The 18,039-nt window shown below is 40.5% G+C and carries 19 protein-coding genes; 4 read left to right on the forward strand and 15 right to left on the reverse strand.

Going from position 1 to position 18,039, the window contains the following annotated elements:
- Positions 1-56 precede the first annotated feature (56 nt).
- Positions 57-1,385: a diguanylate cyclase gene (locus ACMAZF_RS18500; RefSeq protein WP_435275188.1), complete on the forward strand. Its 1,329-nt coding sequence runs from the start codon at positions 57-59 to the stop codon at positions 1,383-1,385.
- Here ACMAZF_RS18500 and ACMAZF_RS18505 read toward each other — a convergent pair.
- The 15 genes from ACMAZF_RS18505 to gspC form a co-directional block, all read right to left on the reverse strand.
- Complete coding sequence (locus ACMAZF_RS18505; protein ID WP_435275189.1) at positions 1,382-1,708, reverse strand: TraR/DksA family transcriptional regulator; 327 nt, start codon at positions 1,706-1,708, stop codon at positions 1,382-1,384. The genes ACMAZF_RS18500 and ACMAZF_RS18505 overlap by 4 nt on opposite strands.
- A gap of 68 nt (positions 1,709-1,776) precedes the next feature.
- Complete coding sequence (gene cysQ, locus ACMAZF_RS18510; protein WP_435275190.1) at positions 1,777-2,577, reverse strand: 3'(2'),5'-bisphosphate nucleotidase CysQ; 801 nt, start codon at positions 2,575-2,577, stop codon at positions 1,777-1,779.
- 21 nt (positions 2,578-2,598) lie between these two features.
- Positions 2,599-3,153 carry an ADP compounds hydrolase NudE gene (gene nudE, locus ACMAZF_RS18515; protein WP_435275191.1) on the reverse strand — a complete coding sequence of 185 codons (555 nt, stop codon included), beginning with the start codon at positions 3,151-3,153 and terminating at the stop codon, positions 2,599-2,601.
- A 21-nt stretch (positions 3,154-3,174) separates the two neighbouring features.
- Entirely contained in the window at positions 3,175-3,942 is a 768-nt protein-coding gene (locus ACMAZF_RS18520) for a type II secretion system protein N (RefSeq protein WP_435275192.1), read from the reverse strand.
- A 1-nt stretch (position 3,943) separates the two neighbouring features.
- Positions 3,944-4,411: a type II secretion system protein GspM gene (gene gspM / locus ACMAZF_RS18525; protein ID WP_435275193.1), complete on the reverse strand. Its 468-nt coding sequence runs from the start codon at positions 4,409-4,411 to the stop codon at positions 3,944-3,946.
- On the reverse strand, positions 4,408-5,610 hold the full coding sequence (gspL, locus tag ACMAZF_RS18530) for a type II secretion system protein GspL (protein ID WP_435275194.1): 1,203 nt from the start codon (positions 5,608-5,610) through the stop codon (positions 4,408-4,410). Before gspL ends, gspM begins: the two co-directional genes overlap by 4 nt.
- Positions 5,611-5,627: 17 nt before the next feature.
- The gene (gene gspK, locus ACMAZF_RS18535; protein WP_435275195.1) at positions 5,628-6,632 is read right to left on the reverse strand and encodes a type II secretion system minor pseudopilin GspK; all 1,005 of its coding nucleotides are present in this window, start codon (positions 6,630-6,632) and stop codon (positions 5,628-5,630) included.
- A complete protein-coding gene (gene gspJ, locus ACMAZF_RS18540) occupies positions 6,632-7,258 on the reverse strand; it encodes a type II secretion system minor pseudopilin GspJ (protein ID WP_435275196.1) in 627 nt (208 codons plus the stop codon). Before gspJ ends, gspK begins: the two co-directional genes overlap by 1 nt.
- On the reverse strand, positions 7,255-7,650 hold the full coding sequence (gene gspI / locus ACMAZF_RS18545; protein WP_435275197.1) for a type II secretion system minor pseudopilin GspI: 396 nt from the start codon (positions 7,648-7,650) through the stop codon (positions 7,255-7,257). Before gspI ends, gspJ begins: the two co-directional genes overlap by 4 nt.
- The gene (gene gspH, locus ACMAZF_RS18550) at positions 7,643-8,266 is read right to left on the reverse strand and encodes a type II secretion system minor pseudopilin GspH (RefSeq protein ID WP_435275198.1); all 624 of its coding nucleotides are present in this window, start codon (positions 8,264-8,266) and stop codon (positions 7,643-7,645) included. Before gspH ends, gspI begins: the two co-directional genes overlap by 8 nt.
- 10 nt (positions 8,267-8,276) lie before the next feature.
- On the reverse strand, positions 8,277-8,723 hold the full coding sequence (gspG, locus tag ACMAZF_RS18555; RefSeq protein WP_435275199.1) for a type II secretion system major pseudopilin GspG: 447 nt from the start codon (positions 8,721-8,723) through the stop codon (positions 8,277-8,279).
- 26 nt (positions 8,724-8,749) lie between these two features.
- Complete coding sequence (gene gspF / locus ACMAZF_RS18560; RefSeq protein WP_435275200.1) at positions 8,750-9,964, reverse strand: type II secretion system inner membrane protein GspF; 1,215 nt, start codon at positions 9,962-9,964, stop codon at positions 8,750-8,752.
- A 1-nt stretch (position 9,965) separates the two neighbouring features.
- A complete protein-coding gene (gene gspE, locus ACMAZF_RS18565) occupies positions 9,966-11,519 on the reverse strand; it encodes a type II secretion system ATPase GspE (protein WP_435275201.1) in 1,554 nt (517 codons plus the stop codon).
- Complete coding sequence (gspD, locus tag ACMAZF_RS18570; RefSeq protein ID WP_435275202.1) at positions 11,509-13,611, reverse strand: type II secretion system secretin GspD; 2,103 nt, start codon at positions 13,609-13,611, stop codon at positions 11,509-11,511. Before gspD ends, gspE begins: the two co-directional genes overlap by 11 nt.
- Positions 13,612-13,638: 27 nt before the next feature.
- Positions 13,639-14,511, reverse strand: coding sequence for a type II secretion system protein GspC (gspC, locus tag ACMAZF_RS18575; RefSeq protein ID WP_435275203.1), 873 nt, complete (start codon positions 14,509-14,511; stop codon positions 13,639-13,641).
- 198 nt (positions 14,512-14,709) lie between these two features.
- Here gspC and hslR point away from each other — a divergent pair, with 198 nt between their 5' ends.
- The 3 genes from hslR (at position 14,710) to pckA (ending at position 17,955) form a co-directional block, all read left to right on the forward strand.
- The gene (hslR, locus tag ACMAZF_RS18580) at positions 14,710-15,108 is read left to right on the forward strand and encodes a ribosome-associated heat shock protein Hsp15 (RefSeq protein ID WP_435275204.1); all 399 of its coding nucleotides are present in this window, start codon (positions 14,710-14,712) and stop codon (positions 15,106-15,108) included.
- A 19-nt stretch (positions 15,109-15,127) separates the two neighbouring features.
- Entirely contained in the window at positions 15,128-15,991 is an 864-nt protein-coding gene (gene hslO / locus ACMAZF_RS18585; protein ID WP_435277284.1) for an Hsp33 family molecular chaperone HslO, read from the forward strand.
- Between the two features lie 341 nt (positions 15,992-16,332).
- The gene (pckA, locus tag ACMAZF_RS18590; RefSeq protein WP_435275205.1) at positions 16,333-17,955 is read left to right on the forward strand and encodes a phosphoenolpyruvate carboxykinase (ATP); all 1,623 of its coding nucleotides are present in this window, start codon (positions 16,333-16,335) and stop codon (positions 17,953-17,955) included.
- The last annotated feature ends 84 nt before the right edge of the window (positions 17,956-18,039 follow it).

The raw sequence follows: 18,039 nt of genomic DNA on the forward strand, positions 1-18,039 counted from the left end.
CGAAACAATAATTTGTTAGCTATAATAGAATAGATTAAAATGTGAAAGGAGAATTTGTGAGCACGAATAACATCCCAATGCTGCGGTTAATTAAAGCCCCCATTGCCACTGTTGTTTTAGTCGCTATCTGGCTTATGCTCACCAGTGTTTCCTATTATTGGAATCAAATAATTATCAGTCAATCAACGCAGAAGACTATTCAAGCTAAAGGCCTTGGTGGTAAACGAATGGTTGAAATTCTGCTTCGTTGGACGACAAAACATCAACAAATTTACGTACCAATATCAGCGCATAACCCTGAAAATCCTTATTTAAATACTGCCAATAAGAATCTCACACGAGAAGACGGTAAAAAGTTTACGCAAATTTCGGTTGGTCGAATGCTTGAACAGCTCAATGAGTCATTTTTAGATCCCACGTTCTCACTCTCGCTGATTAGCTTAAAGCCAATTAATCCAAAGAACAAAGTAAAGGGATGGCAAAAAGAAGTCCTCGCACATCAGTTAACGCCAACTAACGATTTCAAGAAAATCATTAATAATCAATTTCATTACTTTTCTTCATTTGTTGCTAACGACACATGTTTTTCTTGTCACGATAAATCACAATTAGAACCGAATAATACTTTGGGTGGACTCGTTATTTCCTATGATATAAGTGAGTTGATAGAGCAAGAAAAGCCGCTTCACCATCAAAATTTGATGATTCACATCGTTATATTTTTATTGATGACAGGTATTAGTTTGTTATCGCTTAACGGTATTAGACGTTTAGTGCGTCAGTTAGAATACGAAAAAGCTAATCGGGATTTAATTATTGAAGAAAAAACGCTTGTACTCAAAACAGAGATCCAACAACACAAAGAGGCAAGAAGTGCACTGCAACGCTACTCAACTCATGATCCATTAACTGGTATTCGCAACCGTCGTCATTTGTTAGAGTCTTTAAAAAATGAACTTAGACGTTATCAGCGTTATAAAAGTGATTTTTCACTATTGTTAATCGATCTTGACCACTTTAGACAAATTAACGATAAATACGGTAATGAATGCGGTGATATTGTACTAAAAGCATTCGCAGAATCAGTTAAAGAGTCATTACGTGAAAGTGACATCTTCGCTCGTTACGATGGCGAAGAGTTTGCCATCATAGCAACCAATACAAAAATCGATTCTGCACTGCGTTTTTCAGAAAAATTAGTCAGTCATGTAAATCAAGAGACTGTAACGTACAAAGGATATGATATTGCGCTATCTATTAGTATTGGGGTAACAGCGCCTTCGTTATTAAATAAACTAAGCAGTGAGCAATTATTAACGAGTGCAGATGATGCACTTAACACTGCCAAAGTGCTAGGCAGGAATTGCGCTATTCGCGCTGATTAATCACGTTTACTAGCGCAATCGATACAATATTGAGTATATGGCAATATCTCTAAACGGGATGGATTGATTGTTTTGCCGCAGTCATCGCAAAATTCATATTCACCAATGTTAATCCGGTGCAGCGCGCCATTGACTAAATTGAGTTCTCTGCGAACCTCATTACCTAACGCGTCTAACACTTCATCATTTTCACGTTCTTGGGCTTGTTCATTCCAATCGGCGTTAGCGGCTTTTGTAACATTTTCTTTGATACTATCAAGCTTATTGTTGAGCGCTGATTGCATCACCTTTAAACGAGATTCAAATTGAGTTACAGACGTCATACATCACCTCTACAATCTTCCCCCTAAACTATAAGTCTAGTTCAAAATCATAATATATGTCTGTATTACTACTCATTCACAATGTGAGACCATGGCAGTGCTTGATTACCACAAACGATAAAATTGGGATTAGCTAAAGTATCGCGTTTGTTATAAGTTAATCGATTAATGCACAAGTCATAAATATCGCCACCAGCTTCACTTACAATACAATGCGCTGCACCAGTATCCCATTCGCCAGTTGGGCCGATACGCATATAGATATCAGCGCCACCTTGCGCTACTAAGCAAGCTTTGAGAGTTGCACTTCCCATCGCAACAAATTCATAATTAAAATCACTATTGAGTCGTGATTCGACCAACTCTTTTGCCTGTCGTAAACTCACCGCAATACGCACGATATCACGAGATTGTTTATCAACATAAATCGGAGTTAAGCCGTCAGCATCGCGACGATAGGCTCCCTTATCGCGAGAGGCAAAATAACAACGATCATGAATTGGTGCGTAAATGACACCAATGGTGGGAATATGATTAACAACTAACGCAATAGCGACAGCAAAGTCACCGCTACCAGCAACAAATTCCTGGGTTCCATCAAGCGGATCTATGAGCCAATATTCCGGCCATTCTCGGCGTTTTTCGATTGCTGATTTGTCAGATTCTTCTGACACGATGGGGATATGAGGAGTTAATTTAGTAAGAGCAGACTCAATGATATCGTTAGCCGCAAAATCAGCACTGGTGACAGGGGATTCATCGTCTTTGGTGTAAGTCGTGAATTTTCCTTGTTCATAAATGCGCTTAATTTCGGCGCCAGCTTCCCGAGCAACTTTCTCTACTGCTAACGTTAACTCACATAAATCCATCTCATCCCCTAATTTATTACTTTAACGGCTGGGTTGTAACAATCTATCTGCCATTAATAATGCTGCGACACAGCGACCATCGGAAAAATCATCATTATCTAATAGTTTATCAACTTGCCCATAGGGCCATTCGATAACCTCTAGCTCTTCAGGCTCATCACCTTCTAAGTGCTCTGGATACAGCTCTTGTGCAATGAAGACATGCATTGTCGAACCCAAATATGTCGGTGCCATCGCAAGTGATTTGAGTGGTATAAATTTATTAGCACCAAAACCTATCTCTTCTTTGAGCTCTCGATTTGCAGCCTGCTCTGGCGTTTCACCTTCATCAATCATTCCCTTAGGAAAGCCTAGTTCATAGCGATGAGTACCACAAGCATATTCTCTAATAAGCAACAGCGTTTGAGCATTAATGAAAGGAACAACCATCACCGCACCACGGCCGTGATTTTTCATGCGTTCATAGTCACGCTCTACGCCGTTAGAGAACTTTAAAGCCACCTGCTCAATAGTAAACAATCTGCTTTGCGCAACAGTGCTAACGGATAATATTTGCGGCAACGTTGATTTACTCATCCTACATCCTCTATGTACAAGCTAAAGCTTACCGCTATATTTGAATACATACTGACCCTGACTATTTGGTGAGCCAGAAAACTTCAGTACATTGATATAGTCTTGGGTCGCATTGCTCGGTGGCTTGACGTTAGCATCGAGAATATATTGACGTGTTTTTGTCAATTGAACGTTGCCATTAATACCTAAACTATTAGTCGATGGCTGCATATATGCGGTTAGCACGCCGTTCGGACATGCTAACTTTGCAGATACATTATCAACGGCTAATTGGCCGAATGCACTTTTGATCAATAAATTATTTGCTTTTACGACGCCATCAAGTGATTCACACCACGGTTTATCTTGCTGAAACTGAGCAATAGATAAATCTAAGTGTCCTGTACTCGTTAAACCATAGGGCAGTGGGTAATGTTGTAATATGGCAGTAAGAGGCGCTTTAATCGACAAGTCATTTGCTGCTAAACCTTGGCTGTTAAAGGCCACTTGCCCGTTCGCTTTAATATCACTGCGACGGCTACCCGCTTTAAAGTCGACTAACACTGTGCCAGTAAGCATTGATAACGGCGATAGTTGCCAACTAATTGAGTCAAGAGCGATCCCTTGATAACTAGCAGCGCTTAATTTTCCATTCCAAATTGAACCACTAACAGTTCCAAGTTTAATAGCAGAAGGAATTGCATTCATTTCTTTTAAAGTTGCTGTCGCAAAACGAGCTGGAAACAACACTGCCATAAAAACAACATAAATTAAGGCAACGGCAAAAAATATTTTTAATGTTTTAACCATATTATTGACTCACCACTAGCCTTGTTTTAACAAAGCCGGGTTGGTTTTCGGCACGGACATCTGCTATTTCTATAATTAAACCTTGTTTAAACTGTAATGATTGAACCCATTGTAAAATGTTGTTAAATGGCGCGTTATCAATCATGACTTGCATCTTATTATTCTGCGGTTGCAGTCGATTGATGGTGATATTAAAACGGCGAGCAGAGCTATTAATTCGCTGTTCAATTGAGCCACTGGCACTTGAAGTAACGCCTCCTTGCGCACGCAATTGAACAATTCTTTTGGCATTTTTTTCAACCCAAGTCAGCAATTGCTGATTACGATTTACGCCTTGCTCAGCTTTCGCCACTCGATCTTGTAAAGGTTTGATTAGCATAAAGTAAATGATAGCAATCATCACTACGCCAGCCATCACTGAAATCAAGCGTTGTTCACGCTCAGCTAAACTATTAAACCATTCTTTCATGATGACACCTTCACTACTAACGAGCCATTAACCTTGTTGCCATTGTTGTTCATAGCACCCATGGTGACAGAGTATTGTTGCTCGAGTAACCCCTTAAACTTTTCAAATTGCTGATAAGAACCCGCTTGCGCTTGTAAACGCAGTTCATTACGACGTTTATCAAATTTAATGGTACTTGGCTTTAGCTCTGGCACAGCATTGAGTGCACTATTCATTACTTCTAGCATATCGAATAACTCGTTAGTGCCACCGCCACCAGCAAGCGATTTTATTTCGTTTTGCATTCTCGATTTTAGCTTGATTACTTTGCGAACATTCGGATTAAGCTGTCTAAAAATATCTTCGCTTTGTTGCTTGAGCAGTGCTTGTTGCTGTTCTAATTGATTAACACGAATGAATTGTTCGACGAAAAACATCACCACTAATAAAGACGCCGCAATAGCAACACCACGCCATACTTTCCAGTGATTATTAGTTTTCTTATTTTGAGTAAACTCACCAACCAACAGGTTAATTGGCAGCTTTGTCAGCGACATTGCAAATTGCTGCATTGGTAAAATCAGTGGCTGTGCCAGCCATTGATGAGGAGACAATTGATTATCAGATTGAACATCATAATGTTCGATGGACAACGATTCTTCACCGTCACGTAGCTTTTCAAGAGTGATATTTAGCCACTGCTGATTAATACACAAACCTTGATTGCTATTGAGTCGGAACAATAATTGGTTATCAAGTTGTAAGACACTGATATGTTCTAGCTCCTGAGCCACTGGAACGGCCAAATAGTCAGGTAACAATTGGCTAGCGTTGATGCCTGCTTGTGATAGCCAGTCTATCCAACGGGCAATGGTTAGCTTGTCGCACACATAAACGCTCTGGCGACTATCAACGACAGCGCCATACACAAAATGCAATGTATCAATATCTGAAGCGAGTTCATCTTCCAACATAAATGGGATAGCAGCAATTGCTTGTCGGCGATTGTTTTTAGGAACATCCACTTCAAAGTAACTAACGTCACTACCTGGTACTAGCACCTGCACTGTAGCAGCGGCTTGCTGCGCTAATTGCGATAATTCTTCGGCACTGTTCAACGACCCAGAAGCTATAACTTCTTGGGCTTTATCGTTAAATTGCAACCAATGGATCGAATCGCCATCGTTGCTACCTAAACGTATTACTAAACGTTCACTCACCTATAATTCCTCATGATTTATCTATCATCGCCAATTTGTCTGGATACAACATGGAGTTTTCCACCGTCATCCCTGTGATAGACGCTGTTTAGCGTAAAACTTTGATCGTCTAATGTATAAGTTAATTTAGCCATAAAGTCTTGGCTCTTAACATCAAACTGCTCTTTAATTTCGTCTGCTAGTGTGCCAATACTGCTTATTTCAGGGCTACTTAAAAATTCGTCCACTGATTTAAATCCCTCAGGATCTCGGCTGGTTATTAAAGACTTAGCATCTTCTACGCTGATCTTATTATCAAATAGTGCCACTAATAATTGCGCGTGCTCTTCTTTAATAGTATTAATATTAAGTTTGTTTTTCAGCTCAGGTAATGCACACAAATAAGGTGTTATTTCACGATATATCGCTGGCGTCATACCTTCAATTGCTAATAATTCACTAATATCACCAATAGGGCCATTGGCCGTAATATAAGGCACTGTACGGCTGGAATATGTCTCATCTTCAGCACCAAAATTACCATTGATTCTACTATCTTCATCTACCCAATCGGCAATGGTATAAGACAGTACTTCTGCAACATAATCTTCTATTTCCAACTGTCTTAACAAAATCTCAAACTGACGTTGCGGTAATGGACGCTTTTGCGTCTGCTCATTCTCTGCTTTAGCACCTAATGCATTGATGTTAAAACAGCTATGTAAATCCCGAACTTCGCCAGACAGCGCTCCATCATTGAGGGGGAAAATCATACCTTCTCGCGCCCAAAGTTGAGCCAAATGAACTTTTTGAGGATCATCTTTATGATCTTGCTCCAATACGTTAAATACTAACTGTTCACCAGCCATCGCAGACCATAAACCTTGCTGATTGGCTTGCATATTAATACTACGTCCCATCAACAGCTGTAGTCTTCCCGTCATATTGGTGGCCAAGACGACTATGATTGCGACAACCAATAATACCGTAATCAGCGCCACTCCACGTTGTTGTTTCAACCCTGAACTTGAATGAATACTCATTATGGTTTATCGCCTTCGTCTTTAAATGTCGACGGCGCTGAGGGTACTAAAAACTGCCACCGTACTTCACCTAAGGCTTCAGTGGTGATGTTAAGTGCAATTCCTTGTGGTAAGGATGGCTTTTGCCATTGTTTCTGCCACTTTTTTGCATCAAAGTATTCAATTTTAAAACTAATAACACCTTCAATTAACGTTGTTACTTGTGGCTCAACACCAGCTCCTTGATCAGGATAAAGATAATGAAGTCGCTCTAACTTACCATCGACAACACGATAACCAACACCTTGCAGATTACTTCGGGGAAACATTTGCGCGGGGTTTCTCCATCCTTTTCGCGTAAATACTATGCCATCATCATCGCTCTCTATGACATTTTCACCTGCAAATATAAACTGTTTACGTGGCTTACCACCATTAACCCGCACTGCGCGCGATGTCATTTGTAGCATGTCACGCTGAATGGTTTGATACGTTCGCTGTAGCAGCGTAATTCGTTTATCGGCTTTGCGCGACGCTTCATCACTGGCAATCACAGATGAAACAACCTGTGCAGATGCCACACCAATAATCGCGACAATAGCCATTGCAATTAACACTTCAATGAGCGTAAAACCACGTTGCATCATGATTTAGACGCCATATACGTCGTTAACTCAGCCAAGGCATAGTCACCTTTCTCTTCACTCAGAATCCGAATCGTGATCGAACGAAATTTTGGATCCGTAGTTTTAACCACCTTTTGTTGCCAATACCAAGTGACATTAGCTAACTCGACATTACCTTTTTTATCACCAAGCTGGGGAAATTTATCATCTAGCGTTAATTGAGTAAGATGATTGTTGGCTACCCACAACGCCATGTTTTTTTGTTCTAGATAGGTCAGACTGCGAATATGCTCACCGGTCGCACTAACAATGGCTAACGCGGCTACCGCGAAAATAGCCAATGCCGCCATTACTTCAATAAGTGTTAAACCACATTGTCTCTTTAATCTGTGGACTGCCATTTGATTATTCATAAGATTCCTCATCATTGGAATCAAACACGCTTAATAAGCCTAAAGTGTTCCCTTTAACAACCGAAAAATACTCCATTTCATCGGTGTCTAAATTGAATAATTTTTCTTGGTCAACGGCGAAAGTTAATTTAAAGGGCGTCATTTCACCTGATGATAAGATGAGTAATTGCGGAATATGTGCTTTTTCTTTTTCATCTTGTTCTTCATCTACTTCACGCTCGCTAAACAACGCGCTAGAAGAATAATCAACTTGATCCGGCAACCACATAAAGCCATCTACTTCTGCCTGTAAATAGATATCTTCTAATTGCTGCTCTTTAAGTAATTCGTCTTGTGCTGGTTCCCAACGTTGATCTTTGAGTTCAACAAAATGATATTTATCTCGCGCAAATACCACCCCATAATCACGGCCAGATAATACGGCTTGATCAAGTGCGATATTCGAAAGTGCTGCCATTTTATGAGCAGCACGTTTTACATTATCTTTATAAGTAGATCCGCCCACCGACATCACGACAAAGCTTGTTGCAAGCCCCATAATGAGTACGACAATAAGCACCTCGATTAATGTGAAGCCTTGTTGTCGTGAGTATCGCCTAGCAGTAGTAATATTCACAAAATGCTACTTATTTCTCTTGTGGCTTGTCATGCATGTTCCAATTACCAATATCATCATCAGTACCTTCTTCACCATCAGGTCCAACAGAATAAATATCGATTTTTCCATTTTCACCTGGCGATACCATGTAATATTCACTGCCCCAAGGATCACTGAATAAACGGTCAACGTAGCCTTCATCACTAAAGTTACGTGGAATAGGGTCAATGGTAGGTTTAGTCACTAAGGCTTCTAAACCTTGATCAGTCGTCGGGTAGCTACCATTGTCTAAACGGTAGCGCTTTAACGCCGCTTCATATTGGCCAATATCAGAACGTACTTTCTGGAAGTCAGCTTTTTCCTTGCTACCAAAAACACTAGGTATAACCATAGCACCTAATAATCCTAAAATAACAATAACGACCATTAATTCAATAAGCGTAAAACCGCCTTGTTTTTGCTTGTTGTTATTCATAACTTTCTCTCTTACTAACATAAAAACTACGCCCCAACTAAGGAGTTTAGTGCCAAAATTGGCTGTAAAATCGCAATCACTATAAAAAATACAATAACTGCCATCGTCACAACAATCGCCGGAGTAAATATACCCAAAGCAATATTTGCTGTTGATTCAAATTCTCGATCTTGATTATCCGCAGCGCGGCCTAACATTTGCTCGAGCTCACCACTTTTCTCGCCAGATGCAATCATATGGAGCATCATCGGTGGAAATAGTTTCGTTTGCGTTAACGAAGCCCGTAAACTAGAGCCTTCTCGAACATAGTTAGCTGCATCTAAAATAGCGCTTCGCATATGTTGATTAGCCAACACTTCCGCTGAAATTTTCATACTTTCTAACAACGGTACACTCGATGAGGTTAAAATACTGAGCGTTCGTGCAAAACGTGCCGTATTAATTCCGCGTGACACCTTACCAATAACGGCCGTTTTTAAAATACGTTTATGAACCTTGAGTTCAAAAGCTTCGTTCTTTAATCGCTGCTTAAAGGCAATAATACCAACGATAATTGCCACAATAATCAATAAACCATAATGTCGAACAAAATCACTAAGCGTAATTAAAAGCTGAGTGGCCCAAGGTAACTCCTGAGACATATGATCAAATTGCTGCACAACCTGCGGTACAACGAGCGCTAAGAGCAGGCCAATTACACCAAGAGCAACTGTCGTTAACATGATTGGATAGATCATCGCTTGCATCAATTTACTGCGCATAGCTTGGCGCTGTTCAGTATAATCAGCCAGCCGGTTTAATACTGTATCAAGGTGCCCTGACTTTTCTCCAGCGGCCACCATCGCTGTGTACAACTTTTCAAATACATCAGGATATTCTGCCATTGAATCTGCCAGACTATACCCTTCCACAACACGACTTCGCACGGCCATTACAACGGATTTAACGTTAGCTTCTTCACATTGCTCAGCAACCGCTTGTAAACTTTCTTCGATAGGCAGAGATGATTGCACCAAAGTGGCCAATTGGCGGGTAACCAATGCCAAATCTCCAGCACTAATTTTCTTCGCGAATAAACTCGATTTTTTCTTCGTGGCGACACTAGCAACTTGATTGACCTCTAACGGCATCAAGCCTTTGTCACGCAGCTGTTGACGAATTTGACGAGACGAATCAGCTTCAAGCACACCTTTAAGTTGCTTTCCTTGTTTGTTTAGCGCTTTATACTCAAATGCTGCCACGCTATTCTTCCTTAGTTACTCGAAGCACTTCTTCAAGTGTTGTAATACCCGCTAACACTTTAGATACGCCATCACCACGGATACCACTACTGACACTACGCGCCTGACGCTCGACTTCTGATTCGCTCGCCCCGTTGTGGATCATTTCACGAACAGTATCATCAACTTCTAATAACTCATGAATACCAGTACGGCCTTTATAACCACTATAATTACACGACTCACAGCCCTTTGGACGATAGATTGTCGTCGGAGATGTTTGTCCCAATAATGTAAGTTCAGCGTCATCAGCCAAATGTTCTTCACGACATTCGTTACAAAGCGTTCTAACTAATCGCTGGGCGAGAACGCCCAACAAACTCGATGATAACAAGAAGGTTTCAACTCCCATGTCTTGCATACGAGTTACTGCGCCCACCGCCGTGTTGGTATGAAGCGTCGACATCACTAAGTGACCAGTTAAACTTGCTTGAACAGCGATTTGTGCCGTTTCTAAATCACGAATCTCACCGATCATTACTACATCAGGATCTTGACGTAGAATCGCACGTAAACCTCGCGCAAAGGTCATATCAACTTTGGCATTAACCTGCGTTTGTCCAATACCTTCGATGTTGTATTCGATAGGATCTTCAACCGTTAAGATATTGCGGTCTTTACTGTTTAAATCTGTGAGACCTGCGTATAGAGTTGTACTCTTACCGGAACCTGTTGGGCCTGTTACCAAAATAATGCCGTGAGGACGATGAATAAGCGTATTAAAGCGTTCTCGAATACTCTCCGTCATCCCCAAATCTTTTAGATTCAAGCGAGCTTGATTTTTATCTAATAAACGTAAAACTACCCGTTCACCATGACTTGATGGCATCGTAGAAACACGAACATCAACACCACGTCCGGCAATGCGTAAAGAAATACGACCATCCTGCGGTACACGTTTTTCAGCGATGTCTAACCGCGCCATTACCTTAATACGTGATACTAACAACGAGGCCAATTTTCGATTTGGCTTAAGTACTTCACGTAAAATGCCATCGACACGAAAACGAATCGTTAACTGCTTTTCAAAGGTTTCAATGTGAACATCACTGGCGCCTTCTTTAATCGCTTCACTTAGCGTTGCATTAATAAGCTTGATGATGGGTGCATCATCTTCGGACTCAAGTAAGTCTTGCGTCTCTGTTAATTCATCGGCCAATGTAAATAAATCAACATCATTACCTAAGTCTTCGACTAACTGTTGTGTTTGCGAAGTGTCATGCTGATATTTGATGGTTAAATCACGTTCAAAGTCATCAGCTGACAAATGAACTAACGTAACATCTTGTCCAACAAATCGACGCGCTTCGGTTAGCCCACTAAGTTTTGTAGCGTCGCTATAGAAAATCGTTGTCGCATCCTCACTACGTACTAAGAGCACTTGATGACGCTTGGCGAATGCGAAACTAAATTCACCAGGAACGACGATATCTGGAGCATCAGCATCGATTTCTGGCTCATTCGTTTCAATCTCTTCTACAAGATCATCATTTAATTTAGCTTCACTATTCATCATCTTGCTTAGCCGATTTTTTAGTCATTTTCTTGTTATGCTCTTCTACATAATCTTTAAGCGGCTTTGGTAATTCAATCGCAGCAGGATCTTCATTAATTACCGGCTGATCGGTGAATGGCATCAGTGCAATACCATCCTCTTGTTGTGCCAACTGCTCAGCGCGGATCATATTGTATTTTCTAGAACTTAACTGCTGCATTGTTGCCGCATCACGAATGATAGTTGGTTTAATGAAGATCATTAAATTACGTTTTCTTTTGCTGCTTTTCGTAGAGCGGAATAAGTGACCAAGAACGGGAATGTCACCTAACAATGGTACTTTAGATTCTGTTTCCTGCACATCTTCATCAATCAAACCGCCAATCACGACGATTTGACCATCATCAACCATCACAGTCGTAGTAACTGAGCGCTTTGAGAAGATAACATCAACAGCAGTACCCGCAGTACCAGGTTTAACACCTGACACTTCTTGCTCAATTTTCAGCTGAACAGCATTACCTTCGTTAATCTGTGGCGTTACCTTAAGCTTAATACCCACTTCTTTACGTTCAACAGTTTGGAAAGGATTACTGTTGTTGTTACTTGCCGCTGATCCGGTAATAACAGGTACCTCTTCACCAACAACAAAATCTGCTTCTTGGTTATCAAGGGTCGTAATATTCGGCGTTGCCAAAATATTAGAAGTTGATGCCGCACTAACCGCTTGAATCACCGCGCCCCAGTCGCCTTTAACAACACCAGCCAATGCACCGTTTACACCACCAAGCACACTTTGTAGCAATGAATAGTCACCCTGCGTTACGAGTGCTGGATTATTTGTTGTTACTTGGTTATCCCCTGCGCCTGTTGTTGTCTGACTAGCTGGCGTCGTAATATCTCGTGCTGCTTCAACACCGGCAGCAATACCACTAATAGATGCACCGCCATTATTAAACTGGATCACACCACCGTCAGCACTTGCCCATTGGACACCTAAATCAATACCGTCACCTTCACTCACTTCAACGATAATCGCTTCAACATTGATTTGTGCACGGCGGAAGTCCAGCTGACGAATAACACTTTCAAGACTGCGCATAACATCAGGCTGTGCAGTTATAACCAATGAGTTGGTGTCCTCATGGGCTTGAATATTAACGTCACGATTAGACTTCTTCGTTTTAGGCTTTGACGTTGAACCGCCATTCTTAATCGAATCAGCAACGCCAGTTAATACTTTTACAACCTCTTTAGCTTGTGCATAACGTAAATGGACAACCTTGGTATTGCCTGAACTCTCTTGTTCATTGTCTAAACGCTTAACTAACGATACAGCGCGATCACGGGCGCGTTTTTCACCACTTACTACAACACTATTTGTACGCTCGTCAGCAACCAGTTTCGGAGTGAGTTGATTTGCTGACTTTGACTTACTGCCGCCAGTATTGGTAATAATCGTTTCGATGATACGAACGAGCTCTGGTGCTGAAGCATACTTTAATTGCACAATAGCGACTTCTTGATCACCTTGCTTATCAACACGGCGGATCATTTCAACAATGCGGTTCACTTTAGATGCTCGGCCAGTCAGCATAATGACATTTGATGCATCATGCGCCACGATATTACCACCACCGCTATTATCATTAAGCTGGCGTAAAATAGGCGTCAAGTCTCTGACTGGCACATTATAGACAGGCACAATCCGTGTCACCATCTCATCGCCATAACCAGTATCATTTGCACCAATAACTGGAATAGCAGAAGACTTAGCTTCTTTATCCTTGATGATTTTTAGGATGTTATTATCCATTTCAACCACGGCATAACCGTAAACTTCTAATACGCTTAAGAAGAATTGGTAATACTGCTCTTCATTAAAGGTTTCGTAGCTACGTACATTAATTTTGCCGCGAACATTTGGCTCAATAATTATCGTTTTATTTAACGCACGGCCAACCGTATTAATGAATTCATTAATATCGGTACCTTTAAAGCTTGCAGAATATTGACTAGCTATTGATGATGTCGCAGGCAGTGCTAATAAACTTGCCATTAACATGACAGCAGCACATTTACGTGGTGAAAAAAGGCGTCTAGTTCCAGACATGTTATTATTTCCTTGGCAATTCATAGACTAAGGCAATGCAAATTCTATATCAGTTAACTGACCATCGCGCTCTACGGTGATCATTATATTATTCATGTTTCGCAGTTCACTCATTACGCGAATTGACTGCGATGGATCAGATAAATCATAGCCATTAATGGCTACCGCTAGATCTCGTGGTTTCAAACCTGACGCTTGAAATAACTCAGGACGACGACCAGGACTTAGTCGATAACCTTGAACCTTCCCTTGCGTACTCACCGGGCTAATCGAAATGTAGTCCATAATTTTGCCGGGATCCTTTAAAATTTCTTGACGTGTTTTCGAAAACTTCTTACCAAGTTGCTTACGCGAACTGCTCGATACTGCCGGTCTCTCTGATGCTTTTGGGGCAGAGTTTTTAGTGTAATCAAAACCATCAAGCATTAAGGTTTCGTACCGACCGTTATTTTTCAAAATAACTCTATCACTGTGAATTTCAGCAATACTGGCACGCGACGATTTTACTTTTTGGTTAATCACATAAGTATCTTGTTTCGATTGATATTCAATAATAGCCATCGAGCGTTTAACATCACTATTTGCCACAACCCCAGTCAACGTCATATTAAGCGATGTTTTAGGTGCGTCAGTTATCTCTTGTTGTTCGACTTCCACCGGCTCTGCATTAGGCTGACCAAACCAATGAAAGTTCGAAAAGTTTACAGATGAATTTTTTGCGCTGGAAGATGTTACTAAAGGCGGGGTCCACTGCTCAGCCTGAAGGGCCGGCGTTATAACTAACCATGTTAACTTAGCGGCATAATAAATCGCCAAAATAATTAAAATACTGGTAATTAAAGCGACAATTTTAGAAAGGTTTTTCGTCGAATAGGCGATGAATTTATTTATTATTAACATTAAATATCACAGTAAAATTACTAACTTAGCATAACGCAGGATCTGAATATGCGAATTATTATCAAAGAGCCAACACTATACTAAGTTATTGTCTACGTCACAACCCTTGAAATAACTAACTATGCCCCCAAAATCAGCATAGAAAAAAAACACAAATTATGTTAATTTTTGCGGAACTTTTTATGACGTTGGAACACCATGAATTTAGCTGAAAAATCATCTCTTACTGTTCGCTTGGATAAGTGGCTATGGGCAGCTCGATTCTATAAAACACGTTCCGTCGCTCGTGATATGGTTCAGTCTGGTAAAGTGTCATATAACAATCAACGCAGTAAGCCTAGCAAACTGGTTGAAACTGGCGCCGTAGTTACCTTAAGGCAAGGTAACGACGTTAAAGAAGTGACAATACTTCAGTTGAGTGACCAACGCCGTGGTGCACCTATAGCACAAACACTTTACGAAGAAACAGCGACGAGTATCGCTAAGCGTCAACAAAATGCTGAGCTTCGTAGATTACATGCATTGGATAATCCACACCCAGAAAAGCGCCCAGATAAAAAGCAACGCCGTAAAATTATTCAATTTAAAAATCAGTAGTCCTATATATCACTGGAATATTATGAACGATCAATTAAACCGTTATTTATTCGATAACGTCCACGTACGTGGCGAACTAGTACAAGTATCAAACACTTACCAAGAAATCATTAACAATCACGATTATCCAATGGCAGTTAACCAGCTCCTTGGCCAATTGCTAGCCGCAACTTCAATGTTAACGGCTCTGTTAAAATTTGAAGGAGACATTGCCGTACAAATCCAAGGTGATGGCCCGATACCTGCGATGGTTGTTAATGGTAATGACCAACAAGAACTACGTGGTGTTGCAAACATTACCGGTGAAGTAACAAGCACTAAATTAACCGAGTTATTCAAAAAAGGTTACATGGTTATCACCATTACACCTAAACAAGGTGAGCGATACCAAGGTATTGTTGCTATAGATAAGGACACATTAGCGGAATGTCTTGAAGGATACTTTGAGCAATCAGAACAATTAAAAACTCACTTTTGGCTTCGAGCTGATGATAGCAATGCAGCCGGACTAATGATTCAAGCATTACCAGAAGAAAGTGACGCTGATGATGATGGCTACGGCAACCTTCACCAATTGAGTAACACAATTAAAGATGAAGAATTGTTTGAGCTTGAGCCACAAGTTATTTTAACTCGTTTATATCATCAAGAAGATGTTCGATTATTTGATCCTCAATCGCTTAGTTTTAAATGTACGTGTTCATTAGAACGCAGTGGTTCTGCAATTATTTCTATCGGTCGTGAAGAAGCAGAATCTATTATCAGCGAGCAGGGAAATATTCAAATGCATTGTGATTATTGCAATACAAAATATGAATTTGGCAGTGATGAAATAGCGCAGTTATTCCATGATCCATCTGAAAATAATGATCAAGTGCACTAATATTTTGTAGCCCAATAAACTCAATCTCAAATTCGAATCATTTCAATCTAATAGCCTGATTTAATAATCAGGCTTTTTTTATCCTCCAAAACCACAAAAGTGAAAGACTTTCACCACGACTTTCATAATTATTTTTGCATCTCAACTTCATCTCAAGCACCCATAAAACAACGGATTAGACTAATTACCGTATGACTGTAAAGCACTTAATGACATTTTTATTAAATACGTGGTTTAAATCACACCCTAAGATCCTGTACAATCGCGTCAGAAAATACGTTTGAATTACAAACCTTGATGTAATCATTACATACCACTTACCATCCTTAGGAGCTAGAAAAATGACCGTCGCCACAGCTGGTAACAATACCACTATCGATTTAACCCAATATGGTATTAACGACGTCCAAGAAGTAGTTTATAACCCGTCATATGACTTGTTATTTGAAGAAGAAACAAAAGCGGAATTATCTGGCTTTGATAAAGGCGTAGTAACGCAATCAGGCGCAGTATCTGTTGACACAGGGATTTTCACAGGCCGCTCTCCAAAAGATAAATATATTGTTCGTGATGATGTAACACGCGATACAGTATGGTGGTCAGATCAAGGTAAAAATGACAACAAGCCAATGACACCTGAAACATGGGATTCATTAAAAGGCTTAGTATCAACACAACTTTCAGGCAAGCGCTTGTTTGTTGTTGATACGTTTTGTGGCGCAAACGACGATACACGTCTGAAAGTTCGCTTTATTACTGAAGTTGCATGGCAAGCGCATTTCGTTAAAAACATGTTTATTCGCCCAACAGACGCAGAACTTGAAACCTTTGAACCAGACTTCGTTGTAATGAACGGCGCTAAAACTACAAACCCTAACTGGAAAGAGCAAGGCCTTAATTCAGAAAACTTTGTAGCCTTCAATCTAACTGAACGTATGCAGTTAATTGGCGGTACTTGGTATGGCGGCGAAATGAAAAAAGGTATGTTCTCAATGATGAACTACCTATTACCATTAAAAGGCATTGCATCAATGCACTGTAGTGCAAATGTAGGCGAAGACGGCGATACTGCAGTTTTCTTTGGCTTGTCAGGAACAGGTAAAACAACATTATCAACTGATCCAAAACGTCAACTAATTGGTGATGACGAGCATGGCTGGGATGATAACGGTGTATTTAACTTCGAAGGTGGTTGTTATGCTAAAACCATCAACTTAAGTGAAGAAAACGAACCAGATATCTACAACGCAATTCGTCGCGATGCATTATTAGAAAATGTAACAGTAGATAGCGATGGTAAGATTGATTACGATGATAACTCAAAAACTGAGAATACGCGTGTATCTTACCCAATTCACCATATTGAAAATATTGTTAAACCTGTTTCTAAAGCGGGGCATGCGAAGAAAGTTATCTTCCTAACTGCTGATGCATTCGGTGTACTACCACCTGTGTCTAAATTGACACCAGAGCAAACACGTTACTATTTCTTATCGGGTTTCACCGCTAAATTAGCTGGTACTGAACGTGGTATCACAGAACCAACACCAACATTCTCTTCTTGTTTTGGTGCGGCTTTCTTAAGCTTACATCCGACGCAATACGCAGAAGTACTAACCAAGCGAATGGAAGATGCTGGTGCAACTGCTTATTTAGTAAATACTGGTTGGAATGGCACTGGAAAACGCATTTCGATCAAAGCAACTCGTGCCATTATTGATGCTATTCTTGACGGTTCAATCGATAACGTAGAATGTCAAAATCTACCTCACTTTAACCTGAGTGTTCCAACACAAGTAGGTGGTGTTGAGGGTGATATTTTAGACCCACGCGACACTTATCAGGATGCTAGCGAATGGGAAGAAAAAGCCGAGGACTTAGCAAAACGCTTTGTTAACAACTTCGAGAAGTTCACTGATACTGATGAAGGTAAGGCGTTAGTCGCTGCTGGCCCAAGCCTTTAATTCATTAACATTATCGTATAAATAAAGACCGCCTAGGTATCTATCCTAGGCGGTCTTTTTATTTATGTCAGTCACAATGCTAAA

It is taken from the genome of Psychrobium sp. nBUS_13 (assembly GCF_051201665.1).
GTDB lineage: Bacteria > Pseudomonadota > Gammaproteobacteria > Enterobacterales > Psychrobiaceae > Psychrobium.

Bases quoted from the DNA above. Each gene is read 5' to 3' on its own strand.
- ACMAZF_RS18505 (WP_435275189.1), bottom strand. From the start codon at position 1,708: ATGACGTCTGTAACTCAATTTGAATCTCGTTTAAAGGTGATGCAATCA.
- cysQ (WP_435275190.1), bottom strand. From the start codon at position 2,577: ATGGATTTATGTGAGTTAACGTTAGCAGTAGAGAAAGTTGCTCGGGAA.
- nudE (WP_435275191.1), bottom strand. From the start codon at position 3,153: ATGAGTAAATCAACGTTGCCGCAAATATTATCCGTTAGCACTGTTGCG.
- ACMAZF_RS18520 (WP_435275192.1), bottom strand. From the start codon at position 3,942: ATGGTTAAAACATTAAAAATATTTTTTGCCGTTGCCTTAATTTATGTT.
- gspM (WP_435275193.1), bottom strand. From the start codon at position 4,411: ATGAAAGAATGGTTTAATAGTTTAGCTGAGCGTGAACAACGCTTGATT.
- gspK (WP_435275195.1), bottom strand. From the start codon at position 6,632: ATGAGTATTCATTCAAGTTCAGGGTTGAAACAACAACGTGGAGTGGCG.
- gspJ (WP_435275196.1), bottom strand. From the start codon at position 7,258: ATGATGCAACGTGGTTTTACGCTCATTGAAGTGTTAATTGCAATGGCT.
- gspI (WP_435275197.1), bottom strand. From the start codon at position 7,650: ATGAATAATCAAATGGCAGTCCACAGATTAAAGAGACAATGTGGTTTA.
- gspG (WP_435275199.1), bottom strand. From the start codon at position 8,723: ATGAATAACAACAAGCAAAAACAAGGCGGTTTTACGCTTATTGAATTA.
- gspE (WP_435275201.1), bottom strand. From the start codon at position 11,519: ATGATGAATAGTGAAGCTAAATTAAATGATGATCTTGTAGAAGAGATT.
- gspD (WP_435275202.1), bottom strand. From the start codon at position 13,611: ATGTCTGGAACTAGACGCCTTTTTTCACCACGTAAATGTGCTGCTGTC.
- gspC (WP_435275203.1), bottom strand. From the start codon at position 14,511: ATGTTAATAATAAATAAATTCATCGCCTATTCGACGAAAAACCTTTCT.
- hslR (WP_435275204.1), top strand. From the start codon at position 14,710: ATGAATTTAGCTGAAAAATCATCTCTTACTGTTCGCTTGGATAAGTGG.
- pckA (WP_435275205.1), top strand. From the start codon at position 16,333: ATGACCGTCGCCACAGCTGGTAACAATACCACTATCGATTTAACCCAA.